This window comes from Mesorhizobium sp. 2RAF21 (assembly GCF_052115345.1).
In the GTDB taxonomy this organism is placed as follows: Bacteria; Pseudomonadota; Alphaproteobacteria; order Rhizobiales; family Rhizobiaceae; genus Mesorhizobium; species Mesorhizobium terrae.
Genome location: NZ_JBFRGM010000013.1, coordinates 210,577 through 235,058, shown reverse-complemented (window position 1 = coordinate 235,058; position 24,482 = coordinate 210,577). Strand labels below are relative to the sequence as shown.

The window sequence follows — 24,482 nt, the reverse complement described above, 5'->3', positions numbered from 1 at the left end:
AACCCGTGAATATCTCAAGCCGTCGAACCGGCTCCTCGTCCCTGGACTTAAGCGTAAGCTCTGAAATCGTCATGTGTCGAAGCCCTCAAAGGCTCCGAGCATCGTGGCTCATGACCACGCGCGAAAGGTGGTGCCGCAACAGCGCTCACGAAGGATCTCCTTAGCTCTGTGGGCGAGGCGGTAGCCAATCTCAATACGGCTGTGGTTGGTCTCGATGCTGTTGAACAGGGTCACGAGAAGCCGGAAAAGTTGAACATTTCTTGGAAGCCGCATGACCGGACTGCTGCCGCGCGCAAATCACGAAGGTTTTTGGTCGAGGCTGTTCTCGTTCGCGTGGCCGAAGCGCTCTCTGAATTTGTGTTGGTTTCGGCCCGACTGCCTCGCTTTAATTCTGTCCGTAGCGGTTGGGATAGCAAAACGTCTCGTGCAGAAAAGCTTGGCGATGTAGCCGCTGAGGTGCTCGGTTCAGAAAGTTATCTCATCGCTGGTGCCACGTTGCTAATTCACTGGCGAAATCGGGTGGTTCACCCGCGCTCTCAGGCTTCGCTCCTGCCTCAACAAGAGAAGACGCTGCGGGCAGCATCCGAAGAGATCGAGAAAAATTTCGCAGGACTTTCGGTCGACCGACTACTCAAAGATTTTGAAATCGGCCAGCCAACATTGAAGGATGTATCCAGCTTAATCGCGATGTCGATAAGGATGGCGCGGGAGGTGGATAAGGCCGTAAACAACTTATCGAACGACGACCTTGATGTTTTGCTGGAGCACTACGGTTTGAAGGCGCGAATCGCGGAGATCGAGGCTCAAACAACTCCGACCAAGCGTCAAGCGTCGGTCGTTCGTATGCTCCAGTCTAACGCGCCTGGTTTGGTTCTCGCGTATGGTCGATTGCATGGAAGTATCGCACGAGACAGTGGCTGGGTGTCGAATTGCTAGCAGTCGGCCTTCTGAGCCGCCTCTTTCGCAAAAGGAGGGCCTTAGAGGGCTATGGGGTAGACATAGTTCTCGTCATCACCCGGCACGGCGCGCCATTTCGGTTCAAAGGCATGAACGCTTAGCGCCGCCGCCGCTACGCCATAGGCGGCGGTTAGCGTTCGGAGCAGCTCGCTCCGCAGGCCGCGAATGCGGACCTCCTTCCGGGTCACGACTTCAACCCGCTGCGCGACCGCGCGAACCTGATCGCGGGCGAACGTGCCATCGCCGTTCCCCAGCTTCTTGCGCAGGGGCCGCCGCAAACGTCCGGAGGGTCCCCGGCCCATTCTCTTTCGACTGATACTCGTCGAACAGCGTCATAATCTGGCGCATCATCACGCTCATCGGATCGTCGCCCAGGTCTTGCGTGATCGAGACGAGCTTCACCCCGTTCTTCGCCAGCTTGCGGACGTAGAACTCGAACTGAAACTGGTCGCGGAAGAACCGCGAGACGCTGTGGACGACGATGACGGTGAACGTCGGCGGCTTAGTCATCGCCGCGTCAATCACTGCCTGAAAGGCAGGTCGGCGATCGTCAGTCGCGGTTTTGCCCGGCTCGACGACAGGCCAGGGTCGCGCCTTGTCGGTGTCCGCTGGTTTCATCTCGATCAGGCCATCAGCCATTCCGTCCTCGCGCTATCGTCTAAGCCTACTGTCCGATCCCTGCAGCGCGTTGGCGCCGCCATCGACGATCAAAGGTTTGAGACTCTTGATTTGTTACGACTTACCGTATATTATGGCGTACCGTAACAATATCGAGACGTTGAATGTCAAGCCCTGCGAAGGTTGTGGACCGTTACAGACTGCCGCTCGCCAAGATCGTGCCGGCCTTGAACGCGCACAGCGAAGCGACCGTGATGTTCCATTCATTCGTAGCTCAAAGCATGGGCCTTGATCTCACGGCCTACAAAGCCCTGTTTCTCCTTAAGCGCTTGGGCCCGATGAGCGCCACGGACATGGCCGCCGAGACTGGACTCGCGACCGCTTCGATAACCAACTTGGTCGACCGGCTCGTTGCCAAAGGCTACGTTACTAGAGAAGCCGACAGCAGGGATCGCCGGCGGATAATCATCACCCTCATCGACGAGGCCGTCGCGACAGCTCGGCAAGGGTTCGGCGAGCCTAACACATCACTGCTTGATCTCTGTGAGAGTTATGAACCCGACCAACTGGAAATCATCTCAGATTTCCTGACGCGCAATGCTCGAAGGTTGAGCCAGGATTTGATGCAAGCGCGCCACCCTTAACACGCGGAATTCTCATCCACTTAGTGATGATCAGGCTGTTCAATTGAGCGGAGGTTATTGTGCGCAATGTGGTTTTGATCATGACAATGTCGATAGACGGGTACGTCGTCGGACCTGAGGGGATGTCCACGGGTGGCTTTCCCGAGCCGACGGAACTCAAGCGCTGGAAACTCGACCGCATTCGCCAAGCAGGCACGCACATTATGGGCCGGGTCAGCTACAAGGAGATGGGGCCGTATTGGCAAAAGTCCGACGACGCTTACGCAGCGCCGATGAACGACATTCCCAAGGTCGTGTTTTCGAAAACGCTGAAGGAGGCGAGCTGGCCCGAGTCCTCCATCGCGAGCGGCGACCTGCACGAGGAAATTTCCAAGTTGAAGAAGCAGCCGGGCGGCGAGATCGTCGCATGGGGCGGAGCACAGTTCGCGCAGGCACTGTCGAAGGCGGACCTGATCGATGAGTACGTCATCCTAACGCGGCCAATCGCTTATGGCGGGGGCAAACCGTTGTTTAGCGGCTTGACGGAAGCGCTCAAGATGAACGTCCTCGTCACGAACGTTTACGACAACGGCACAATGCTTCGCATCTACGCTCCCCGCTGACGGTTAGATAAGGGATTTTGTCATGAGACGGGTCGGAGGACTTGCGCTGGTGCTTACGCTACTCGTTCTGCTTGACGCCTGTCACTCTGGCGCGACGACAGCGGGCGGCAGCCGGCTTGCGATGGACGCGACGGCCCTGCGAACAGCGCTGGCCGCGGCGAAACGTCTCGGTCTTGACATCCTCGACCGGCTCCGAGGTATCCTTCGATAAGCCGGAATTGCAGCACGGGGCTTTCACTAAGGCGCTGCTCGACGCGTTTGACGACCCCATCGCCGATATCAACAAGAACGGCCTTATCAGCACAAACGGCCTTGCCGCCTATATCGCCAATCGCGTGCTCATGCTGACCAGCGATAGGCAGCATCCGGGTATGGAAGTGCGATACGACGCGACGCTCTTCGCAAGAAGCCGATAATATCAACTTTCCCTCGCGCGTTGATAAAGTCGGTCTTGGATCGAAAGCGGAGGGCGGACTTGGCACGACGGATTTGGTTAGAAGCGTCCGCGCAAAACAATAGAAATAACAATCACATAAGAGTTCCCAGTTTCATCTTGTCCGACGCACCCAACAGAATTCGAACCTGTTTCCCTCCCTTCGGGGGCTGTTGCAACGCCGAACCTTCAGTTTTTACTGAACTAGGGGCGGTCTTAGCGCTGTCACACGGCCAATAGAACCATCCTGCCTTAGGAATGAGTCACGCTCATGGTGGGAAGGCACACCTAGTATGACCCTCTTTTCCGCAGACTAATTCGCGATATTAGTCTGCGAAGCACTGCTAAGTGATTGAAAAGATGGCGCGGGTGAAGCGATTCGAACGCTCGACCCCAACCTTGGCAAGGACACGCAGTCACAAACCTGCTCTTTCTTGTTCACTCGAAAGTTTGCCGTACTAATTGCCATACTAATCGACCAAAAAGTACGGTACGCTCCAGCTAAGCGATTGATACTGCTGGTGATCCCGACAGGAATCGAACCTGTGACCTACAGATTAGGAATCTGCCGCTCTATCCTACTGAGCTACGGGACCACGCGGGCGAACACATAGCCGTTTCAGGCCGCTTCGCCAAGGGCCGAGCGAAGGGAACGCCCGTGCCGCCTTGAAGCAGGGGAAGAGATGCTGCAACGCTGGGAGTTGCGGCACCATCGATGACGGCGAGACAATCGCCGTGTTGTCTGCCCCTCTCCGCCATTTCTTGGGGTGAAGAACGGCGCCAAGCTCAGGCGGCGAGTGCCGTCTCGGCTAGTTTCACCCAATAGCTGACGCCATGTGGGATGACTTCGTCATTGAAGTCGTAGGCCGGGTGGTGCAGGCCGGCGCTGTCGCCATTGCCGATGAAGATGAAGGCGCCGGGACGGGCCTCGAGCATGTAGGAAAAATCCTCGCCGCCCATCACCGGCGGGATCGCGCGCAGCACCTTGGCGTCGCCGGCGACCTTGGCCGCGACATCGCCGGAGAAGACGGCTTCCTCAGGATGGTTGAAGGTGACGGGATAATTCGCCTCGTAGTCGACCTCGATGACCGCGCCATGGGCGGCGGCGAGGCCGGCGCTGATCTGGCGCATGCGTTCCTCGGCTTTCCTGGCCACCTCCGTCTTCAGCGAGCGGATGGTACCGGCGATCTCGGCGGTCTCGGGAATAACGTTATAGGCGTCGCCGGCATGGAATTTGGTGACCGAAACGACGACCGATTCGACCGGGTCGGTGCTGCGCGAGGCAATGGTCTGCAGCGCGCCGACCAGCTGGCTGGCGATGACGACGGGGTCGATGGTGCCGTGCGGCATCGCGGCATGGCCACCGCGACCCTTGACGGTGATGGTGAACTCGGCGGTCGCCGCCATGATCGGACCCGGACGGATGGCGAACTGGCCGACGGGAAGGCCTGGCATGTTATGCATGCCGAACACCCGGGCGATGCCGAAGCGGTCCATCATGCCTTCCTTGACCATCTCGTTGCCGCCGCCGCCGCCTTCCTCGGCCGGCTGGAAGATGACGGCGACGGAGCCGGCGAAATTGCGCGTCTCGGCGAGATATTTCGCCGCGCCCAACAGCATGGCGGTATGGCCGTCATGGCCGCAGGCGTGCATCTTGCCCTGCGTTTGCGAGGCGTAGGGCTTGCCGGTGATCTCGGTGATGGGCAGCGCGTCCATGTCGGCGCGCAGGCCGACCGTCGAGCCGTTGCCCTTCGCGCCGCGGATGACGCCGACCACGCCGGTCTTGCCGATGCCGGTCACCACCTCGTCGCAGCCGAATTCCTTCAGCTTTTCAGTGACGAAGGCGGCGGTCTCGAACACATCGAAATTCAGCTCCGGCCGCTGGTGGATGTGACGTCGCCAGCCGGCGATCTCTTCCTGCAGTTCGGCGGCGCGGTTCAAAATGGGCATAGGTCACAAACTCGCTGTTGGTCGGCTTGGCCGGCTTGGTCTCAATTGTGATCAGCCAACGCTTTGCCTTGCTCCCGTCACATAGGCTAAATAGCGCAACGTCACCATGCGCAAGAGGGCGGGTGGCGAGATTGGCGATCCCGTGGGACAAATCTTACGGAGGCCAGGGTGACTGCGGCAAGAGCGATTTCGGAATTGATGATGAGGCCAGGGTATTTGCTGAAATTTCTTGTGGCCGGCGCGGCCGCCTTGCCGATGTTCGCCGCCCAACCGGCCGCGGCCAATCCGGTCGTTTTGTTCGATCTCGACAATGGTCGCGTGCTTGAGCATCAGGACGCCTTCAAGCGCTGGTATCCGGCCTCGCTGACCAAGCTGATGACCGCCTATGTCGCCTTCAGGGCGGTTGCGGCTGGCGAGGTGGCGCTGAATTCGCCCATCCGCATGAGCAAGCTGGCGGTCAAGCAGCCGCCGAGCAAGATGGGCCTGAAGCCCGGTTCGGTGCTCAGGCTGGACAGCGCCATCAAGATCATGGTCACCAAGTCGGCCAACGACGTCGCCATGGCGATCGGCGAGAATGTCGGCGGCTCGCAGGAAGCCTTCGCCGAGCGCATGAACGCGGAAGCGGCGCGGCTTGGCATGACCGGGACGCATTTCGTCAACCCCAACGGCCTGTTCGAGCCCGACCAGTACACCACGGCGCGCGACATGAGCCTGCTGGTGACGGCGCTGCGTCGCGATTTTCCGCAATACACGGGCTGGTTTTCCATCGAAGGCCTGGCCTTTGGCAAGAAGAAGATCCCCAACTACAATCTGCTGGTGGGCCGTTATCCCGGCGCCGACGGCATGAAGACGGGCTTCGTCTGCCCGGCCGGCTTCAACATGATCGGCACGGCCACCCGCAATGGCCGCACGCTTGTGGCCGTGGTGCTGGGCGAAAAGTCGGCCATCGCGCGCGCTGATGCTGCTGCCGCGCTACTCAACCAGGGCTTCGACATGCCGGCCGCAAGCGCGACTAGCCTTGCCGGCCTGAAACCCTATGGCGATACGCTGACCCCGACCGACATGCAGGAAGAAGTCTGCAAGAAGCAGCCGAAGGAAGCGCAGTCGGAAGAAGCGGCACCCGCGCCGGTCAGTGCGCCGAAATCGCCCTGGCGCGAGAAAATCGTCAATCCGAAGTTGGTGACGGTCGGCCTGGGCGGCGCCACCGGCCCGGTGCCGAAGGCCATGCAGGGACGCGTCGAGGTTGCCGATACGGCCACCGGCGGCAAGCCGGCCAATGTGCCGGTGCCGGCTTGGCGGCCGGACCGGCCGGAGCCGGTCATGGTGATGCCATTGGCGGTGCAGGGCGACCAGCCGGCGAAATCGGCCAACTGACGACAGGGGTATCTGCACGATGGCTGCCGTCTTCCCCATTCCGGTCACCGTGCTGACCGGCTTCCTCGGCGCCGGCAAGACGACGCTGCTCAACCGGCTCCTGAAAGATCCGGCGCTGACCGACACCGCCGTCATCATCAACGAATATGGCGACGTGGCGATCGACCATCTTCTGGTCGAACAGGCCTCGGATGGCATCATCCAGCTTTCCGACGGTTGCCTGTGCTGCACGGTGCGCGGCGAACTGGTCGACACACTGGCCGATCTCGTCGACCGGTTGCAGACCGGCCGCATCGCCACCCTGGCGCGGGTGGTCATCGAAACCACCGGCCTGGCCGACCCGGCCCCGGTGCTGCAGTCGATCATGGCGCACCCGGCGCTGGTGCAGGCCTTCCGCCTCGACGGCGTGGTCACGCTGGTCGATGCGGTCAATGCGGAAGCGACGCTCGACAGCCATGTCGAGGCGGTGAAGCAGGTTGCGATGGCAGATCGTTTGGTGCTCAGCAAGACCGATCTCGCGGCAGCCGGACAGGTCGCGTCGCTGACCGCGCGGCTGAAGGCGATCAATCCCGGTGCGCGGCTTTTGGATGCCGGCGAGGCGAATGCCACGGCGCTGCTCGACAGCGGACTCTACAACCCGGCCACCAAAAGCGCCGACGTGCGGCGCTGGCTGGGCGAGGCGGCCGACGAGGAACACCACCATCACGATCATGATCACGACCATCACCACGATCATGATCATGATCATGACGGGCATGGTCACGCACACCGCCACGATGCGCGCGTGAAAACCTTTTCGCTGGTACATGACGGGCCGGTCGCCTTCTCGGCGATCGACATGTTCTTCGACCTGTTGCGCTCGACCCATGGCGACAAGCTCTTGCGCATGAAGGGGGTCATCGAGCTGAAGGAAGACCCCACGCGCCCGCTGGTGGTGCATGGGGTGCAGAAGCTGCTGCATCCGCCGGTGCGCCTGCCGGCCTGGCCGGACGCGCAACGCGGCACCCGGCTGGTGCTGATCACGCTCGATATGCCGGAAGATTATGTGCGGCGGCTGTTTTCGGCGCTCACCGATCGTCCGGCCATCGATACGCCCGACCGCGCAGCACTCGAGAACAACCCGCTGGCCATCGCCGGGCGGTAGAGGGCGCCTCTAACTTGCGGTGCTCCCAATCAAACTAGAGCGTCCTTTGCGCGTCCAAAAGGACGCGCGGCGCTCTAGGCGCCGCGTTCCACCAAAAAACGGTGGCCGCCTGTCATGGCGGCGGTCTCGACCAGCCGGTGGCCGCTGTCGGCGCAGAAGGCCGGAATGTCGATGACGGCGAGCGGGTCGGTGGTTTCCAGCCAAAGCTGGCCGCCGGGTTTCATGCCGGCCAGGCGCTTGCGCGCCTTCAGCACCGGCAGCGGGCAGTTCAGCCCCTTCAGATCATAGACGGCGGGTGCCTTGGTCACGGTGCGGGCTCGGCGGGAACGATGGTGGCGGTGTCCGGCGGTCAGCCGCCGAACATGCCGAAGAGCTTCTTCTTGATCTGCGACAGGCGGCTGCCGTCGCCATTGTCGGCGGTCTGCGCGTCGGTGGCCGGAGCGGTGGCGTCCGCCGCCACGGTCGCGGTGGTCTCGACCGGCTGAGCAGCCTTGTTCTTGGCGGCTTCCTTGGCGGCCAGAGCCTCGGCCTTGGCGCGTTCCTTCTCGGCCTTGGCAGCGGCAATCATCGCCAGTTTCTGTTCCTCGGCCCGCTTCTTGGCGGCCTTCTCGGCGTCGAGCGCCGCCATCTTGCGGCCAAGCGGCGAATCGATGCGGCCCATCCGTTCGGTGTTTTCGGTGACCGTTCCGTCATGGTTCATCGACGGCGGCTCGATGGTGACACGTTCGCCGCGGGCGCGGCGCTTCGACCAGTCGGAGACGACGCTGGCTTCCTTGACGCCGGCGATGGAAGCCTTGGGCGCCGGCGTGGACGTGTTGATGGCGCTGGCGAAGGCGGCGTCATAGGTCTTCTGATAGGCGCCGTAGGCCACCTTCAGCGGGTCCGGCGTGGTGCTCATCGGGCAGGCGCCGGTCGGGTTGAAGCTCTGCCCGTCGGGCGCGACCTGATTGAAAACGTAGCGCTTCTCGCAGACGTCGACCTTCGGCGGCACCTTGGTGATCTCGAAATTGTCGTAACCGACCTTCAGCATCTTCCAGAAGTCGTAGTTCGGGTCGTTGCGGTAGCGCGCCATGTTGGCGGCGGTCATGCGGAAGGGGAAGGCCTGGATCTGGAACTCGGTCTGGCCGCCCTTGAAGGCGTCGCGCGCGAAGGCGTAGATTTCCTCGATCTGCGGGTCGTTCATCGAATAGCAGCCCGACGACGAGCAGGCGCCGTGCACCATCAGGTTCGAGCCGGTGCGGCCGTTGGCGCGGTCATAGGCGTTGGGGTAGCCGATGTTGAACGACAGGTGGTATCCCGACTTCGGGTTCATCTGCCCGGGGCGCACCGTGTAGAAACCTTCCGGCGCCTGGCGGTCGCCCTCGGTGTATTTCGGACCGAGCTTTCCGGAATAGCGGCAGATCGGATAGGTGGCGATCACCTCGTAGCGGCCATTGGTCTTCTGCTTCCAGACCTCGACGACGTTCTCTTCCTTGAAGATGCGGCCGACGATCGGGGCATTGCGGTTCATGCCCTTGGCGCGCATCTCGGCCAGGACCTTTTCCGGCAGCTGCTTGTTGGCGCCTTCCGGGACGAAGTCGGTCATCGATTTCTGGTTACAGCCGGCGACGCCGAGAACGGCGATCAGGAAACCGGTGCGTGCGAGTTTCGCGAACATGGATGCGCTGTCGTCTTCCGTTTATGCGCCATAGGCTTCAGTGCCCGAGCGCTACATCGAACATCGGCGGACCTTAAGCCCGTTAACCTTGAAAATTCCTTACCGCAAGCGGTCCGCACCGTCTTCGCGACATTGTCACAGAACCCAGGGCGGCGGCAATTTTGTGGCGAAAATCCGGCGATCCCGTCACATTTGCCGCCTCCGGGGCGGCAACGGCCTGTCGTCGACCCCAGGCGGAGCTAGAGGGTGCGGCCCATCGCGAGATATTTCTCGCGGCGCTGCTCGCGGAAATCGGCGTTGGAGCCGGCAAACTCCTTCATCGTCTTGGCGATGAGGTCGCCGGTCGCGGCAATCACCTTTTCCGGCTCGCGATGGGCGCCGCCGAGCGGTTCGGGGACGATGGCGTCGATGATCTTGAGCTCGAGCAGGTCCTGCGCGGTGATCTTCATGTTGGTCGCCGCGTCGCGAGAGCGCGTGGTGTCGCGCCACAGGATGGAGGCGGCGCCCTCGGGCGAGATCACCGAATAGATGGCGTGTTCCAGCATATAGACGCGGTTGGCGGTGGCGATGGCGATGGCGCCACCGGAGCCGCCTTCGCCGATGACGATCGAGATCGACGGCACCTTGAGCCCCAGACCCGCCGAGATCGAGCGGGCGATGGCCTCGGCCTGGCCGCGTTCCTCGGCATCGACGCCGGGGAAGGCGCCGGCGGTGTCGACGAGCGTGACCAGCGGCACCTTGAAACGGTCGGCAAGTTCCATCAGGCGCACCGCCTTGCGGTAGCCCTCGGGCCGCACGGAACCGAAATTGTGCTTGAGGCGGCTCGCGGTGTCGGAACCCTTTTCCTGGCCGAGGATAGCGACCGATTCCCCGCGGAAACGGGCGAAGCCGCCGATCATGGCCTGATCCTCGCCAAAGGCGCGGTCGCCGGCTAGCGGCGTGAAGTCGGTGAACAGGCCGTCGATGTAGTTCAGGCAGTGCGGACGATCAGGATGACGGGCCACCTGCACCTTCTGCCAGGGGGTCAAGGCCTTGTAGGCGTCGCGCAGCGCATCGCGCGAGCGCTTCTCGAGCCGGGCGATCTCGTCGGCGACGTCGACCGCTTCGCCGTTCTCGGCGAGTTTCTTGAGTTCGAGGATCTTGCCCTCAAGATCCTGAACCGGTTTTTCGAAATCGAGATAATTGTACATTCGTGAGCGGACCGCTGCGCCGGAAAACAGAAGGACGGGAAGCCGTGACGGCAGTTCCGAGCTATGGAAACGTCGCCCTCACATAGCGACACCGGGCCTAGTCGGCAAGCGGATGGTGATCGTTCACCAGTCTGACCAGCCTTTCCTCCAGCACATGGGTGTAAATTTGCGTGGTGGAGATGTCGGCGTGGCCGAGCAATTGCTGCACGGCGCGCAGGTCGGCGCCGTTCTGCAAAAGGTGGCTGGCAAAGGCGTGGCGCAGCACGTGCGGCGATATCTTCGTGGCGGCAATGCCGGCCCGCGCGGCCAGCCCCTTCAGTTCGCGCGCGAAAACCTGGCGCGGCAGGTGGCCGCTGTCGGAGGCTGAAGGGAACAGGAACGGGCTTTCGGCATAGGCTGGCAGCTTGGCCCGCGCGGCAAGCCAGGTTTTCATGGCGATGCGCGCCTTGGCGGACAGGGGCACCATGCGCTCCTTGTTGCCTTTGCCGCGCACCATGAAAAAACGGTCGTCGCGCTGCGCCACCGTCACCGGCAGGCCGACCAGCTCGGAAACGCGCAGGCCGGTGGCGTAAAGCACCTCGACCAGCGCATGCAGCCGCAACGCGGCAAGCTGGTCGCCGCCCGGCGGCGGTTCGACCGCCTCTGTCGCGGCACGGTCGAGCAGGCGACCGGCCTCGGCCTCGCCCATGGTCTTGGGCAAGGGGCGGCCCTTTTTCGGGCTGTCCAGCGTGCCGGTCGGGTCATCCTGGCGCAGGCCCTCGGCATAGAGGAACTTGAAGAACTGCCGGAGCGCCGAAAGCTTGCGCGCCTGCGAGGTTGGCGCGAAGCCCTGCGCGGCGATGCCGTCTAGATAGGTGCGGATGTCGGCGGGCGCCGCGTTGGCGAGGTCGCCCTTGATGGTGGCGGCGGCGTCCTCAAGGTCGCGGCGATAGCTCGCCAGCGTGTTTTCGGCAGCACCCCGCTCCGCGCTCATCATTTCGAGGAAGGCTTCGATGCGGGCGGCGCTGCTCATCGCGCTTGGGCTTCCAGGCCTAGTTCTTCTTCGGATTGAGTTTTTCAGGCGGGATGCGCACGGAAAGCTCGGCCTGTTTCGGCGACACGAACATCACCAGCGCGAACATGGCGCCATAAGCGAGGCCGGCCAGGATCGCCAGGGTCACGACGAAGCGGAACAGGGTCGGCATGGGTCTGGTGGGCGCCTTGATTCGTCGGGGTTGCCGGGACCGTGCCGTTATGGGACGGCGATTCCGCCATTTCAAGGGCGCGCATGCGCGCCGCGGGCGGGCGCTGCGCTTGACGCAAGGGGGCTTTTGATGTCGATACGCCGGCAATGAATGCGCAAACAACCCCTTCGCAGGACGAGAACCACGCGCCGCTGATCGAACAGCTCGGCCACCGCTCCATCGTCTTTGTCGGATTGATGGGGGCGGGCAAGACGGCGATCGGCCGCAAGGCGGCTTCCGCGCTCGGCCTGTCCTTCATCGACAGCGACCAGGAGATCGAGGATGTGTCGCGCATGACCGTTCCCGACCTGTTCGAACGGTATGGTGAGACCGAGTTCCGCGCGCTCGAACAGCGCGTCATCCTGAGACTGCTGGAACATGGCCCGCAGGTGCTGTCGACCGGCGGCGGTGCCTTCATGAACGCGCAGACCCGCGAGGCGATCGCCGCACACGGCGTCTCGGTGTGGCTGAAGGCCGATCTCGATCTCCTGATGGACAGGGTATCCAAGAAACAGAACCGGCCGCTCCTGAAGACGCCGGACCCGCGCGCCACGCTGCAAAAGCTGATGGACGACCGCTATCCCGTCTATGCGGGTGCCGACGTGACCGTGCCGACCCGCGACGAGCGCAAGGAAGTGATCGCGGCCGAGGTGATTGCGGCGCTCTACAATCATTTCGGCATCCAGGCGACCATGCCTGCCGGCGGGGAGCACGCATGAACGACAAGACCGTTACCGTCGAGGTGGGGCTTGGCGACCGCGCCTATGACATCCTGATCGGGCCGGGCCTGATCGCACGGGCCGGCGAGACGCTGTCGGCCAGGTTGCCGGGCACACGCGTTGCCATCGTCACCGACGAGAATGTTGCGGCACATCATCTCGAAACGCTGAGGGACGGGCTGGAGCGCGGCGGTGTGGCGGTGGCGGCTGTCGTTACCCTGCCGGCCGGCGAGAAGACCAAGAGTTTCAGCCATCTTCAGGATGTGGTCGACGCGATCCTCGCCGCCAAGCTGGAGCGCCGCGACGCGGTGGTGGCGCTGGGCGGTGGCGTCATCGGCGATCTGGCCGGTTTCGCCTCGGGCATCGTGCGGCGCGGCATGGATTTCGTGCAGGTGCCGACGTCGCTCCTGGCACAGGTCGATTCCTCGGTCGGCGGCAAGACCGGTATCAACAGCGCGCGCGGCAAGAACCTGATCGGCGTCTTCCATCAGCCGAAGCTGGTGCTGGCCGACAGCGGCGTATTGGACACGCTGCCGATCCGCGAATTCCGCGCCGGCTATGCCGAGCTTGCCAAATACGGGTTGATCGACCGGCCGCATTTCTTCGCCTGGCTGGAAAAGAACTGGCAGGACGTGTTCGCCGGCGGCGATGCCCGCATCGAGGCGATCGCCGAAGCCTGCCGCGCCAAGGCCGACGTGGTGGCGCGCGACGAATTCGAGACCGGCGACAGGGCGCTGCTCAATCTCGGCCACACATTCGGCCATGCGCTGGAGGCGGCGACCGCCTATGACAGCGAAAGGCTGGTGCATGGCGAGGGCGTGGCGATCGGCATGGCGCTGGCGCACCGCTTCTCCGCCCGGCTGAACCTCGCCAGCCCAGACGATGCCGCCCGAGTCGAGACGCATTTGCGGGCCGTCGGCCTGCCGTGGCGCCTCGCCGATATTCCGGGCGACCTGCCGGGCGCCGAAAAGCTGTTCGACTACATCACCCAGGACAAGAAGGTGTCGCGCGGCGCGCTGACCTTCATCCTGACGCGCGGCATCGGCCAGTCCTTCATTGCCAAGGACGTGCCGGCTTCCGAGGTGCTGGCCTTCCTGAAAGAGGCACTCGCGGGATGAACGCCGGCTGGATCGTCGCTAGCCTGTTGTGCGCCGCGATCCTCTTCGCCATCGTGCTGCGCAAGCCGTTGCTGGCGATGTTCGACCTGGAGCTTGCCAACCGCAAGCGCCGGCGTCTGTCGCAGCAGGAGACGCGCGCCATCATCCAGCGGCTGCGCAGCGAAACCCAGGCCATGAAGGACGACCGCAGCCGGGTCGAGGCGTTATTGGCGCTGAGCGAGCTGGAAGTCTCCGACGTCATGGTCCACCGCACCAACATGCGTTCGATCAACGCCGACAATGCGCCCGATATGATCGTGCGCGAGGTGTTGCAAAGCCCGCATACGCGGCTGCCGCTGTGGAAGGGTTCGCTCGACAACATCGTCGGCATCCTGCACGCCAAGGACCTGCTGCGCGCGCTCAACGAGGCCGATCACGACTTTTCCTGCATCGACATCCTGAAGATCGCCGCGAAGCCGTGGTTCGTGCCCGACACGACCAGCCTCGACGATCAGCTCAACGCTTTCCTGCGCCGCAAGGCCCACATCGCCATCGTCGTCGACGAATATGGCGAGGTGGAGGGCCTGGTGACGCTGGAAGACATCATCGAGGAGATCGTCGGCGATATCGCCGACGAGCACGACGTCGAGATGCAGGGCGTGAAGCAGGAGGCCGACGGCTCTGTCGTGGTGGAAGGCACGGTGCCGATCCGCGATCTCAACCGCGCACTCGGCTGGGCCTTGCCGGACGAGGAAGCGACGACCATCGCCGGCCTCGTCATTCACGAGGCGCAGTCGATACCGGAAGAAAAGCAGGCGTTCACGTTCCACGGCAAGCGCTTCGTGGTGATGAAGCGCGACAAGAACCGCATCGCCCGTCTGCGGATCAGGCCGGCGTCTGTCGAGGGTCCACCGCAGCCCGCAGCGAAGCCGTAACCGGCTTCGGCCAGAAGAAACGGCCCGCCGCGATCGCTATCGCCGCGCCGGCGAACTGGGCGATGACATATCCAGGGACATGCTGGGGCATAATGCCGGCCGCCGTTCCGGTGAAGGCGCGGATGATGGTCATCGCCGGGTTGGCGAAGGATGTCGAGGCGGTGAACCAGTAGGCGGCGCCGATGTAGAGGCCGACGGCGGCCGGCACCACCGTTGGTCGCCTGGCCGTGCAGCCGGTGATGACGAGGATCAGCCCGAAAGTGGCGATGCCTTCGGCGAACCAGAGCCCGGGCCCGCTGCGGGCTGTCGCGGACAATTGCAACAGTGGCAGTTCGAACATGGCGTGTGCGGCCCAGGTGCCGGCCAGGAAGCCGGCGAGCTGTGCGGCTACATAGGGGACAAAGTCACGCCATTTGAGCTCACCGTCGGCGGCGAAGGCCAGGCTGACGACGGGATTGAGATGCGCGCCCGAAACCGGACCGAAGGTCCAGATCAAAACGACCAGCATGGCCCCGGTCGACATCGAGGTGACAAGCAGCGCGAGTGCGGCTGACGCCTCCGCCAGCTTCGCCCCCATGATGCTCGACCCCACGACGGTGGCGAGCAGGAAGGCCGATCCGAGCGCTTCGGCGGCCAACCGTCTGGAAAGAGGTGTGTCCATGTCCCCGACCCCATCTGGGAGTTTCCGTCCGCGCGTGAAAGCGGTCACCGGCGGCTTCTTAGGCGTTTCTCTCCGACGCTGTTCAGATCGTCTAGCCGTCTGGCCGGAGGAAGTGTTTCAAAGCGGGTGCCTACCAGCGCGTCTTTTCGCCGGGGGCGGCGGGTTCGATCGCCAAGGCGTGCAGGCCGGCCTTCAATTCGTCGGCGAGAGCCAGGTTGACGGCGCGGTGACGGTCGATGCGGCTCATGCCGGCAAAGGCCGGAGAGACGATGCGGATGCGGAAATGCGTCTCGCCGGTGCCGTCGAAGGTGGCGTGATGGCCGGATTCGACATGATGGTGGCCGGCATGGAGGTGGCTTTCGTTGACGACGGCCAATCGTTCGGGCGCAAAAGCATCGCTCAGCTTCTTTTCCATCGCCGTCTGCATGGACATTGCCATTCTCCTTCACCACATAGGCGTCATCGCCACTATTTTTGTCGCGGCGCTGGCCGTCAACGTCTCGTTTAAGCCGCGATTCAGCGGTTAGGGCGATCATCGCTGAAATGTCAATTCTTGTATCGCCGGGCGAACAGCCCATAAATGGGGTCAGATGAAGCCCTATCCAAAATATTTCGAGAAACTCCGCATTCGTCCGGAAAAGGACGCGGAGCTGAAGTCGCGCGCGCCGCTGTGCCAGTGGGACGGCTGCAAGGAGCCCGGCACGCATCGCGCGCCGGTGGGGCGCATGGCCGAGGGGCAGTATTTCAAGTTCTGCTTCGAGCATGTGCGCGAATACAACAAGGGTTTCAATTACTTCTCTGGTGTCTCCGATTCCGAGATCGCACGTTTCCAGAAGGAGGCGATGACCGGTCATCGGCCCACCTGGACCATCGGCACGAATGGCGGGACGCACACCGCGCCGGATTTCGCAAAGCAGCGCTCGGGCCGCGCCGGCTACCACAACCGCATGCGCGACCCCTTCAACCTGTTCAACGAGCCGCGCGACCGCGGCGCCCCGCGCGAGCGCAAGGCCAAGCCGCTTGAGGCCAAGGCGCTGGAAACGCTTGGTCTTGACGCAAAGGCGACTGGCCAAGACATCAAGGCGCGTTATAAGGAATTGGTGAAGCGCCACCATCCCGACGCGAATGGTGGCGACAGAGGTTCGGAAGACCGGTTCCGCGATGTGCTGCAAGCCTATCGCGTGCTCAAGCAGGCGGGCCTGTGTTGAGCTCAAGCTGAGCTGAGGTCGTGCCTTTTTCCAACTATCATCGGGTTGGAAAAGGTTTTATGACCGCCCCGAACAATTTGGGTTGCCGGCGAAGCGCGTCGCTTCGCCCGTGGAGACGTTGAGACGCATGAACAAGGTCGATCGCGATATCGCCAATCTGCCGGACACGACTGTGTCGGTGAAGGAAAAATTCGGCTTCGAGTCCAAGATGGTCGTGCCGGCCTATTCGGTGGCCACCGAACATGTGCCGGACATCGATCCCGACTATCTGTTCGACCAGCACACCACCATGGCGATCCTGGCGGGCTTTGCCTACAACCGCCGCGTCATGGTGTCGGGCTATCACGGCACCGGCAAGTCGACCCATATCGAGCAGGTCGCGGCCCGGCTCAACTGGCCCTGCGTGCGCGTCAACCTCGACAGCCATGTCAGCCGTATCGACCTCGTCGGCAAGGACGCCATCGTCGTCAAGGAAGGCATGCAGGTCACCGAATTCCGCGACGGCATCCTGCCCTGGGCCTACCAGCACAATGTCGCGCTCTGCTTCGACGAATACGATGCCGGCCGCCCGGACGTGATGTTCGTCATCCAGCGCGTGCTGGAATCGTCGGGTCGCTTGACCCTGCTCGACCAGAGCCGCGTCATCCGCCCGCATCCGGCCTTCCGCCTGTTCGCCACCGCCAACACGGTCGGCCTCGGCGACACCACCGGCCTCTATCACGGCACCCAGCAGATCAACCAGGCGCAGATGGACCGCTGGTCGATCGTGACGACGCTGAACTATCTGCCGCACGACAACGAGGTGGCGATCGTTCTGGCCAAGGCCAAGCACTACAAGAACGAGAAGGGCAAGGACATCGTCAACAAGATGGTGCGCGTCGCCGACATGACGCGCTCCGCCTTCATCAACGGCGATCTGTCGACTGTCATGAGCCCGCGCACGGTGATCACCTGGGCCGAAAACGCCGAAATCTTCGGCAATGTCGGCATGGCGTTCCGGTTGACCTTCCTCAACAAGTGCGACGAGCTGGAACGTTCGGTGGTGGCCGAGTTCTATCAGCGCGCCTTCGGCGAGGATCTGCCGGAAAGCGCTGCCAATGTGGTGCTTGGCTAAACGGGAAATTCCATGGCCGGCCCCGGCGACAACACGCGCAACAAGCCGAAGAACGGCTCGGATACGGATGCCTTCAAGCGCGCCGTGACGGTGTGCATGCGGGCCATCTCTGGCGACAAGGAGATGGAGGTCGGCTTCGCCAAGGAGCGGCCGGCGCTCGCGGGCAGCCGCGCCCGGCTGCCGGATCTGCCGAAGAAGGCGTCGGCGACCGACATCGCCGTGACCCGCGGCCTGGGCGATTCCATGGCGCTGAAACGCGCCTGCCACGATAGCCGTATCCACACCCGACTGGCGCCGGAAGGCAAGCAAGCGCGCTCCATCTTCGACGCGGTCGAGCAGGCTCGCGTCGAGGCGATCGGCTCGCGCATGATGGCCGGCGTCGCCGATAATATCGGCACGATGCTGGAGGACAAATACGCCAAGGCCAATCTGGCCGATGTGCGCGACCGCGCCGACGCTCCGCTCGAGGAGGCGCTGGCGCTGATGGTACGCGAGAAGCTGACCGGCCGCGCCGTGCCGAAGAGCGGCGAGCGCATGGTCGACCTGTGGCGGCCCTGGGTCGAGGACAAGGCCGGCGCCGACCTCGACGGGCTTGCTGGCAAGCTGGAAGACCAGCAGGCCTTCGCCCGCGTCGTGCGCGATATGCTGGCTTCCATGGAAATGGCCGAGGAACTCGGCGACGACCAGGAAACGGAAGACACCGAGGACGACCAGGACGACCAGCCGCAAGGCGAGGAACAGAGCGAGGAAGGCGGCGAGGACGATTCCGGCTCCGACCAGTCGCAGTCCGAGGATGCCGACGCCTCCGACGACGAGGAATCGGCCGAGGCCGAGGCCACCGACGCCACCTCGCAGGATTTGTCCGACGAGGACGATGCCGACGCGGAGACGCCGGGCGAAGCCAAGCGCAACGACAATCCCTTCGCCACCATCTCCAAGGATGTCGACTACAAGGTCTTCTCGACCGCCTTCGACGAGACGGTGGGTGCCGAGGAACTGTGCGACGAAGAAGAGCTCGACCGGCTGCGCGCCTTCCTCGACAAGCAGCTCGCCAATCTGTCGGGCGTGGTCGGCCGGCTGGCCAATCGCCTGCAGCGCCGCCTGATGGCGCAGCAGAACCGTTCCTGGGATTTTGATCTCGAGGAAGGGTATCTCGACCCGGCCCGGCTGGTGCGCGTCGTCATCGATCCGATGCAGCCGCTTTCCTTCAAGCAGGAACGCGACACCAAGTTCCGCGATACGGTGGTGTCTCTGGTGCTCGACAATTCCGGTTCGATGCGCGGCCGCCCGATCACGGTGGCGGCGACCTGCGCCGACATCCTGGCGCGCACGCTGGAGCGCTGCGGCGTTTCGGTCGAGATCCTCGGCTTCACCACCCGCGCCTGGAAGGGCGGGCAGGCGCGCGAGAAGTGGCTGAAGGACGGCAAGCCGCCGAACCCCGGCCGCCTCAACGATCTGCGCCACATCATCTACAAGAGCGCCGACATGCCGTGGCGCCGCGCCCGACGCAATCTCGGCCTGATGATGCGTGAGGGCCTATTGAAGGAAAACATCGACGGTGAAGCGCTGTTGTGGGCGCATCAGCGCCTGATCGCGCGGCCTGAACAGCGCAAGATCCTGATGATGATTTCGGACGGCGCGCCGGTCGACGATTCGACGCTGTCGGTCAATCCGGGCAACTATCTGGAGCGCCATCTGCGCGCCGTCATCGATCTGATCGAGACACGTTCGCCGGTCGAGCTGCTCGCCATCGGCATCGGCCATGACGTGACGCGTTATTATCGCCGCGCCGTCACCATCGTCGACGCCGAAGAACTGGCCGGCGCCATGACCGAGCAACTCGCCTCGCTGTTTGGCGAGGAGACCGCGCGCGACGTGCGCCGTGGCGGTTTCCGGCGCGCTTCGTGAGCCTTTCAAACGGCGTGCGGGCGACGGGGTGGCGTGGCTGGCTTTGCGTTCTAGCGGCCGGTCTGCTCACCTCCACATCGGCTTTCGCCGCCGAACGCCAGCCGGTCGACATCAGCGTGCGGGGGATCACCGAGTTTCATATCGGCCGGGATGAAAGGATGTTCGGACCGCTGGAATTCGTCGGCGGGCTGGAGATGACCGGCTCCTCGCGCGATTTCGGTGCCTTGTCGGCCTTCCGGTTCATCCACGCGGGCAGCGATTTCATCGGCGTCACCGACACCGGCTTCTGGTATTTCGGTTCGATCGCGCGCATGGCGCAGGGGCGACCCTTCGCCATCTTCAACTTCACCATGCAGCAGATGGTCGACGAGGCCGGCAAGCCGATCGACAAGAAATGGGATGTCGATGCCGAGGGCCTCGACGTCAAGGACGGCATCGCCACCGTCGGCTTCGAGCGGAAGCATCGTATCGCGCAGTTCAAGATCGATGCCGCCGGCATGAAGGCGCCGTTCAAGCTGCTCGATTTCCTGGTGCCGGTGCGCGAGCTGCGCCAGAACCGCGGCTTCGAGACGGTGACGCGCGCGCCGGCCGAAGGGCCGCTGAAAGGCGCCCTGGTGGTGGTGTCTGAAAAGAGCCTCGACAAGGACGGCAACATCTATGCCGCCATCATCGAAGGGCCGGGCAAGGGCATCTTCACCGTTCGCCGCAAAGGCGAGTTCGACATCACCGACGGCGCGTTTCTGCCCAATGGCGACCTGTTGCTGCTGGAACGCTCGTTCTCGATGGCCAGCGGCGTCAAGATGCGGCTGCGGCGCATTGCCGGCGCCGAGATCGCCAAGGGCAAGGTCGCCGACGGATCGGTGCTGCTGGAGGCCGACATGGCCTACCAGATCGACAATATGGAAGGCATGGATGTCTGGCGGCGGGACGACGGCAAGCTGATCGTGTCGCTTGTCTCCGACGACAATCACTCCATCCTGCAGCGCAATCTCTATCTGGAATTCATCCTGCACGAGGATTGAGCGCAGCGATGGCACCGGTTCCGAGGCTCCATTGAGAGCGGGAAGCATGTTGGAAGGGGCGTTCTCCTGCCGGGAAACACCCCTTCATCGCTACAATGTTCTAGTCTGCCCTTGCGAGCTCCAGCCGCATGACGACCTCGTCGCCCAATATCTGGCCGGTCTCGCGAAACCCTTCCTGACGGTACAGGTTGGCGGCCGTCTCGTTCTCGGGATAAACGCCGAGATAGACGGCGTCGCAGCCTGGAATGGCCGACATGCGTTCGACCACGGCGCGCAGGGCGGCGCGACCGAAGCCGCGTTTCTGGAAGCGCTTGTCGATCATCAGGCGATAGATCCACCAATTGCCGTCGTCGCCGTCCAGCGCATACATGGCGAAACCGACCAGGTCGTCAATGACGACCGGCTCGTCGCCCGAAAAGACGCCAAGCGGCACACAGGCGGGGTTCTCGTCGGCTTCCTCCAGGGATTCAGCATTGGTGGCGACGAAGTCGTCCTGATCATCGCCTACATCGAGGGCAATAACAGCCTCGCGCTCGGCCTCGCCGAGCGATTTCAAAACAACAGTCATTTTTGCTTGGTTCCGTCAGTTGAAGGCTTCGTCGGTCGAAAGCTTTGTCAGTTGAAAGCTTTGTTAGTCGAAGACCGGGCGGAAGAAAGAACGCTCGTAGCTGAGGAAACACTGGGTTTCCTCGTAGTAGCGCATGGCGGCCTGGCATTCAGGGTCCGATGCGGCCTTTGTCCTGTATTCTTCGTAGGCTGCCAGGCTCGGGAAGGTGAACAAGGCAAGGGCCACATTGCTCGCGCCTTCCGAGGGCATGAAATAGCCGTGGTGGTTGCCGCCGAATTTTTCGACAAGCGGAATCCAGAGCCTGCCGTAGTGTTCGAACTCCTTCAGTCGCGCGGGATTGAGGATGTAGCGCAGGTAACAGGTGACCATGATTGCTCCGGCGGTCTGTTGAGAGCGGAGAAAAACATGATGCATCGTCCGGCGGTAGAGCCAGCCGAAACGAGTTCGTTGCGATGTGATTGTTGTTAGCTCGGTTTGAGCGCCAGCCAGATGGTGTGCTTGGCGCCGCGCTTGCCATGGGCGCGCACGGTGACCGCCTCGGCGGCGAAGCCGCATTGCTGGAGGCGGCGGGTGAAGCCGCGATCCGGTCCCGATGACCACACCGCGAGCACGCCACCGGGACGCAGGGCATTGCGGGCGGCCTTGAGCCCGGCGAAGCCATAGAGGTCGTCATTGCCTTCCTGCGTCAGCCCCTCGGGGCCATTGTCGACATCGAGCAGGATGGCGTCATAGTCGCTGCGGGCGGCATCGATCAGCCGGCCGACGTCGGCCTCGCGCACGATGACGCGCGGGTCGTCGAGGCAGCCGTCGAAAATGGTTGCCATCGGACCACGTGCCCAGGTGACCACCGCTGGCACCAGTTCGGCAACGGTAACGCGGCTGTCAGCGCCAAGCTCGGCAAGTGCGGCGCGCAGCGTGAAACCCATGCCGAGACCACCGATCAGGACGTGAATGCGGTCGCTTTTGTCGATCTTGTCGAGGGAGAGCCTGGCCAGCGCTTCTTCCGAACCGCTGAGGCGGCTGTTCATCAGCTCGTTGGAGCCGAGCATGATGGAGAATTCGGTGCCGCGCCGTTTCAGCCGCAGTTCCTGCTTGCCGTCAGGTGTCCTGGCGGCGTCGAGCTGTTCCCAGGGGATCAAGGCTGGACCGGCGCCGGCTGGCTCCAGCGCGCCGCGATCAGCCTGTAGGGGATCAGCGCGAAGACGGCGATGATCAACTTGACCGACAGGTCGCCAAGCGCCCAGGACAGCCAGCGCATCGTTTCCACCGGCAGAGCGCCGAGCAGCGGCGCATTTTCCAGCGCGAAGGCGTCATTGGGGCCGGCGAAGGCGAAAGCCGCTGAAAAGGCGATCGAGAAAAACACCAGCGTATCGAACACCGAACCGACCAGTGTGCCGAAGATCGGCGCGCGCCACCAGCTTTGCCGGCGCAGCCAGTTGAAGACGGTGACGTCGAGCAATTGCGCGGTGAGGAAGGCCGCACCCGAGGCGCAGGCGATGCGCACCAGACGGGCGGCGGCGGTGTCGAACTCGATCAGCCCGGCGCGGAAAAGCAGCGGCGGGATGACGATGGAGCACACAACAGCCGTCATGAAGCCGACGAAGACGATGCGGCGCGCTACGGCCGGGCCGTAGCGGCGATTGGCGAGATCGGTCACCAGGAAGGAGAAGGGATAGGTGAAGGCGCCCCAGGTCAGGATGTCGGCCAGCGACAGCGTGCCGACCTGTCCCTGCATGGGGAACTGCACGAGAATGTTCGACGCCACCACGACGAGCGCCATGGCGAGCACGAAAGGCAGATATCTGGAAAGAAACTGCATTTTTTTATCCTGGGTAATGGAACCAGCGGAGCGCCTGGCCGGGACGGGCGGCGCATCCTTCATTCGAGCATCGGATAGGTGGGTTCAGGAAACCTGCCGTTCCGATGCCCAGGCGGTCGTCCCCCGCCTGAAAGCGATCAGGCGGCGATCTGGCCGGCCGTCTTCTTGGCGATCTGCTTCTTCAGCAGACGAGCGCGCTGCGACAGTTCCTTCTCGTCGGCCTTGGCCAGGAAGGCGTCGAGGCCACCGCGATGCTCGACCGAACGCAGGGCGTTGGCCGAAATGCGCAGGCGAACGTTCTGGTTCAGCGCTTCCGAGATGAGCGTGACATTGACCAGGTTCGGCAGGAAGCGACGCTTGGTCTTGTTGTTGGCGTGGCTCACATTGTTGCCGGTCATGACGGCTTTGCCGGTGAGTTCGCAAGCGCGGGACATTTTTGCTACCTTCAGTTCGTATCCGGCCAAACCTTCGACCGCGCCATATGGCGCGCGGTGCTGTCGGCGGCCTCAAGGAAAAAGTTGGCGTTCCATAGTTGCATTTAGCCGGGGCGTCAAGCGTTGTTCGGCCCGAGTGCCGGGTAATCGCCTCCCGGACCGGGCTTTCTTCCCTGTCGACGCCCGCCGATCACGACGCTTCAATCGGCCGGCGCGCGGCTGTCGCCGCCAGGAAAACCAGTATGACCGCACCAGCACCGAAGACGACATTGCCGGCCAGCGCGATGAATGGAGAGATACCCAGATATTGAGCGTGCTGGAACCCGGCCCAGACATAGGTCATCAGGGCGCCGCTGGCGAGGGCGACACCATGAGCTCGGTTCCATTGCGGCGAGCGCGACCATCGCCAGACAAGCGCTATGCCAAGCAGCACGACGACACACCACAGGCCGGCGACAACCCATTTGGACAAAAGCTCCGCAAGCACGTCGCGAAGCATCAGCAGGCTGGTGAGGAGAAAGCCGGCCAGGCCAACGTTTCGTGGCGAAGGCGTTGTCGCCTCCGCCACGCTTGGCGGTGAGGGCATCCAGAAGGCGGCAATGACCAGAACGAGGATGGCGAGGCCCGAGGCGACGAACTGGCCGGGCGAGGCAATGAATTTTTCCGATTCGATCTGGCCATAAGTCAGCAAGGCGGACCCGACAACAAAGACAATCGCGGTGACGCCGAGACCGAGCGGTTTGAGCCAGGGCCGCTGCGGTGTCGGGTCGAAGGCCTCGATCAGGGCGATCGGCACGGCGATGCTCCAGATGGTGTGCAGCGTCAGCACATCCTGGATCAACCCCATGCTGGTGCCGAGGGCTTCGACGCGCGTGTCGGCATAGGCGGCGGCCATGTCGAAGCCGTTGTAGTGCGGGTTCCACAGCATCTGGTCGATCGGACCCTCTTCCAGCAGCGCATAGGCTGCCGCCAAGAGAAGGATCGTCGGCCAACCGCGGCCGCTGCGGCGCGCGACCTCGCGGATCAGAAGGGCACCGCAGCCATACATGGGCGCGAGCAGAACGATCCACCCGAGACCGGTTATCGGCTGATTGCCGAGCAGCCACTCGCCAACCAGGGGCGCCAGGAGCACCAGAGATATCGCCAGGACAATGGGGCGGCGCTTGACGGACGACATCGTCGGGTGCCTTCAGCAGGGGTATCTC

At 63.2% G+C, this 24,482-nt stretch carries 29 protein-coding genes and 1 tRNA gene; 13 read left to right on the top strand and 17 right to left on the bottom strand.

What is annotated here, in order from left to right; translation table 11 throughout:
• Window positions 1–168 precede the first annotated feature (168 nt).
• A complete protein-coding gene (locus tag AB4136_RS22435; protein WP_441931575.1) occupies window positions 169–936 on the top strand; it encodes a hypothetical protein in 768 nt (255 codons plus the stop codon).
• 41 nt (window positions 937–977) lie between these two features.
• On the opposite strand, the gene AB4136_RS22430 is transcribed toward AB4136_RS22435, so the two are convergent.
• Both AB4136_RS22430 and AB4136_RS22425 read right to left on the bottom strand, forming a co-directional pair.
• Window positions 978–1,145, bottom strand: coding sequence for a hypothetical protein (locus AB4136_RS22430; protein WP_441931574.1), 168 nt, complete (start codon window positions 1,143–1,145; stop codon window positions 978–980).
• A gap of 4 nt (window positions 1,146–1,149) precedes the next feature.
• Window positions 1,150–1,596, bottom strand: a complete 447-nt coding sequence (locus AB4136_RS22425; RefSeq protein WP_441931573.1) for a recombinase family protein — start codon at window positions 1,594–1,596, stop codon at window positions 1,150–1,152.
• Between the two features lie 143 nt (window positions 1,597–1,739).
• On the opposite strand from AB4136_RS22425, the gene AB4136_RS22420 reads away from it, so the two are divergent.
• The 3 genes from AB4136_RS22420 to AB4136_RS22410 all read left to right on the top strand — a co-directional run bounded on the left by AB4136_RS22420 (window position 1,740) and on the right by AB4136_RS22410 (window position 3,237).
• A complete protein-coding gene (locus AB4136_RS22420; RefSeq protein ID WP_137901178.1) occupies window positions 1,740–2,219 on the top strand; it encodes a MarR family transcriptional regulator in 480 nt (159 codons plus the stop codon).
• A gap of 59 nt (window positions 2,220–2,278) precedes the next feature.
• Window positions 2,279–2,821, top strand: a complete 543-nt coding sequence (locus AB4136_RS22415; protein ID WP_137901177.1) for a dihydrofolate reductase family protein — start codon at window positions 2,279–2,281, stop codon at window positions 2,819–2,821.
• A gap of 173 nt (window positions 2,822–2,994) precedes the next feature.
• Window positions 2,995–3,237: a hypothetical protein gene (locus tag AB4136_RS22410; RefSeq protein ID WP_137901176.1), complete on the top strand. Its 243-nt coding sequence runs from the start codon at window positions 2,995–2,997 to the stop codon at window positions 3,235–3,237.
• A gap of 536 nt (window positions 3,238–3,773) precedes the next feature.
• Here AB4136_RS22410 and AB4136_RS22405 read toward each other — a convergent pair.
• Both AB4136_RS22405 and AB4136_RS22400 read right to left on the bottom strand, forming a co-directional pair.
• Window positions 3,774–3,850 (bottom strand) — tRNA-Arg (locus tag AB4136_RS22405).
• A 190-nt stretch (window positions 3,851–4,040) separates the two neighbouring features.
• On the bottom strand, window positions 4,041–5,204 hold the full coding sequence (locus tag AB4136_RS22400) for a M20 aminoacylase family protein (protein WP_024922857.1): 1,164 nt from the start codon (window positions 5,202–5,204) through the stop codon (window positions 4,041–4,043).
• 201 nt (window positions 5,205–5,405) lie between these two features.
• Here AB4136_RS22400 and AB4136_RS22395 point away from each other — a divergent pair, with 201 nt between their 5' ends.
• Both AB4136_RS22395 and AB4136_RS22390 read left to right on the top strand, forming a co-directional pair.
• Window positions 5,406–6,578 (top strand): D-alanyl-D-alanine carboxypeptidase family protein, encoded by a 1,173-nt coding sequence (locus AB4136_RS22395; RefSeq protein WP_024922856.1) that lies wholly within the window; start codon window positions 5,406–5,408, stop codon window positions 6,576–6,578.
• A 19-nt stretch (window positions 6,579–6,597) separates the two neighbouring features.
• Complete coding sequence (locus AB4136_RS22390) at window positions 6,598–7,722, top strand: CobW family GTP-binding protein (protein ID WP_024922855.1); 1,125 nt, start codon at window positions 6,598–6,600, stop codon at window positions 7,720–7,722.
• A gap of 74 nt (window positions 7,723–7,796) precedes the next feature.
• On the opposite strand, the gene AB4136_RS22385 is transcribed toward AB4136_RS22390, so the two are convergent.
• The 5 genes from AB4136_RS22385 to AB4136_RS22365 all read right to left on the bottom strand — a co-directional run bounded on the left by AB4136_RS22385 (window position 7,797) and on the right by AB4136_RS22365 (window position 11,753).
• Window positions 7,797–8,030, bottom strand: coding sequence for a sulfurtransferase TusA family protein (locus AB4136_RS22385; protein WP_024922854.1), 234 nt, complete (start codon window positions 8,028–8,030; stop codon window positions 7,797–7,799).
• A gap of 41 nt (window positions 8,031–8,071) precedes the next feature.
• A complete protein-coding gene (locus tag AB4136_RS22380; RefSeq protein WP_024922853.1) occupies window positions 8,072–9,379 on the bottom strand; it encodes a L,D-transpeptidase family protein in 1,308 nt (435 codons plus the stop codon).
• 239 nt (window positions 9,380–9,618) lie between these two features.
• The gene (locus AB4136_RS22375) at window positions 9,619–10,569 is read right to left on the bottom strand and encodes an acetyl-CoA carboxylase carboxyltransferase subunit alpha (protein ID WP_024922852.1); all 951 of its coding nucleotides are present in this window, start codon (window positions 10,567–10,569) and stop codon (window positions 9,619–9,621) included.
• A 97-nt stretch (window positions 10,570–10,666) separates the two neighbouring features.
• The gene (locus AB4136_RS22370) at window positions 10,667–11,581 is read right to left on the bottom strand and encodes a site-specific tyrosine recombinase XerD (RefSeq protein WP_024922851.1); all 915 of its coding nucleotides are present in this window, start codon (window positions 11,579–11,581) and stop codon (window positions 10,667–10,669) included.
• A 19-nt stretch (window positions 11,582–11,600) separates the two neighbouring features.
• Window positions 11,601–11,753, bottom strand: a complete 153-nt coding sequence (locus AB4136_RS22365; RefSeq protein ID WP_024922850.1) for a hypothetical protein — start codon at window positions 11,751–11,753, stop codon at window positions 11,601–11,603.
• Window positions 11,754–11,899: 146 nt separating this feature from the next.
• Between AB4136_RS22365 and AB4136_RS22360 the strand changes: the two genes are divergently transcribed.
• Genes AB4136_RS22360 through AB4136_RS22350 form a run of 3 tightly spaced genes read left to right on the top strand, consistent with a single transcriptional unit; the run spans window position 11,900 to window position 14,543 of the window.
• Complete coding sequence (locus AB4136_RS22360) at window positions 11,900–12,511, top strand: shikimate kinase (protein WP_024922849.1); 612 nt, start codon at window positions 11,900–11,902, stop codon at window positions 12,509–12,511.
• Window positions 12,508–13,629 (top strand): 3-dehydroquinate synthase, encoded by a 1,122-nt coding sequence (gene aroB, locus AB4136_RS22355; RefSeq protein WP_024922848.1) that lies wholly within the window; start codon window positions 12,508–12,510, stop codon window positions 13,627–13,629. The genes AB4136_RS22360 and aroB overlap by 4 nt, the downstream gene beginning before the upstream one ends.
• A complete protein-coding gene (locus AB4136_RS22350; RefSeq protein WP_024922847.1) occupies window positions 13,626–14,543 on the top strand; it encodes a transporter associated domain-containing protein in 918 nt (305 codons plus the stop codon). The genes aroB and AB4136_RS22350 overlap by 4 nt, the downstream gene beginning before the upstream one ends.
• On the opposite strand, the gene AB4136_RS22345 is transcribed toward AB4136_RS22350, so the two are convergent.
• Together AB4136_RS22345 and AB4136_RS22340 are read right to left on the bottom strand one after the other, a co-directional pair.
• The gene (locus AB4136_RS22345; RefSeq protein ID WP_024922846.1) at window positions 14,494–15,204 is read right to left on the bottom strand and encodes an aquaporin; all 711 of its coding nucleotides are present in this window, start codon (window positions 15,202–15,204) and stop codon (window positions 14,494–14,496) included. The two genes, AB4136_RS22350 and AB4136_RS22345, sit on opposite strands and share 50 nt — an antisense overlap.
• 130 nt (window positions 15,205–15,334) lie before the next feature.
• The gene (locus AB4136_RS22340) at window positions 15,335–15,637 is read right to left on the bottom strand and encodes a BolA family protein (RefSeq protein ID WP_024922845.1); all 303 of its coding nucleotides are present in this window, start codon (window positions 15,635–15,637) and stop codon (window positions 15,335–15,337) included.
• A gap of 157 nt (window positions 15,638–15,794) precedes the next feature.
• On the opposite strand from AB4136_RS22340, the gene AB4136_RS22335 reads away from it, so the two are divergent.
• From AB4136_RS22335 to AB4136_RS22320, 4 genes are all read left to right on the top strand, one after another.
• Entirely contained in the window at window positions 15,795–16,412 is a 618-nt protein-coding gene (locus AB4136_RS22335; protein ID WP_024922844.1) for a J domain-containing protein, read from the top strand.
• A gap of 127 nt (window positions 16,413–16,539) precedes the next feature.
• Window positions 16,540–17,526: a cobaltochelatase subunit CobS gene (gene cobS, locus AB4136_RS22330; protein ID WP_024922843.1), complete on the top strand. Its 987-nt coding sequence runs from the start codon at window positions 16,540–16,542 to the stop codon at window positions 17,524–17,526.
• A gap of 12 nt (window positions 17,527–17,538) precedes the next feature.
• A complete protein-coding gene (gene cobT / locus AB4136_RS22325) occupies window positions 17,539–19,434 on the top strand; it encodes a cobaltochelatase subunit CobT (RefSeq protein WP_024922842.1) in 1,896 nt (631 codons plus the stop codon).
• 62 nt (window positions 19,435–19,496) lie between these two features.
• On the top strand, window positions 19,497–20,456 hold the full coding sequence (locus tag AB4136_RS22320) for an esterase-like activity of phytase family protein (protein ID WP_441931576.1): 960 nt from the start codon (window positions 19,497–19,499) through the stop codon (window positions 20,454–20,456).
• A 100-nt stretch (window positions 20,457–20,556) separates the two neighbouring features.
• On the opposite strand, the gene AB4136_RS22315 is transcribed toward AB4136_RS22320, so the two are convergent.
• The 6 genes from AB4136_RS22315 to AB4136_RS22290 form a co-directional block, all read right to left on the bottom strand.
• Window positions 20,557–21,024 (bottom strand): GNAT family N-acetyltransferase, encoded by a 468-nt coding sequence (locus AB4136_RS22315; RefSeq protein ID WP_024927264.1) that lies wholly within the window; start codon window positions 21,022–21,024, stop codon window positions 20,557–20,559.
• A gap of 63 nt (window positions 21,025–21,087) precedes the next feature.
• Entirely contained in the window at window positions 21,088–21,393 is a 306-nt protein-coding gene (locus AB4136_RS22310; protein ID WP_024922839.1) for an NIPSNAP family protein, read from the bottom strand.
• Window positions 21,394–21,488: 95 nt separating this feature from the next.
• Window positions 21,489–22,163: a spermidine synthase gene (locus AB4136_RS22305; protein WP_024922838.1), complete on the bottom strand. Its 675-nt coding sequence runs from the start codon at window positions 22,161–22,163 to the stop codon at window positions 21,489–21,491.
• A complete protein-coding gene (locus tag AB4136_RS22300; protein ID WP_024922837.1) occupies window positions 22,160–22,843 on the bottom strand; it encodes a queuosine precursor transporter in 684 nt (227 codons plus the stop codon). The genes AB4136_RS22305 and AB4136_RS22300 overlap by 4 nt, the downstream gene beginning before the upstream one ends.
• A gap of 137 nt (window positions 22,844–22,980) precedes the next feature.
• Window positions 22,981–23,277 carry a 50S ribosomal protein L28 gene (rpmB, locus tag AB4136_RS22295; RefSeq protein WP_024922836.1) on the bottom strand — a complete coding sequence of 99 codons (297 nt, stop codon included), beginning with the start codon at window positions 23,275–23,277 and terminating at the stop codon, window positions 22,981–22,983.
• A gap of 190 nt (window positions 23,278–23,467) precedes the next feature.
• Window positions 23,468–24,454 (bottom strand): hypothetical protein, encoded by a 987-nt coding sequence (locus AB4136_RS22290; protein WP_024922835.1) that lies wholly within the window; start codon window positions 24,452–24,454, stop codon window positions 23,468–23,470.
• Window positions 24,455–24,482: the final 28 nt, after the last annotated feature.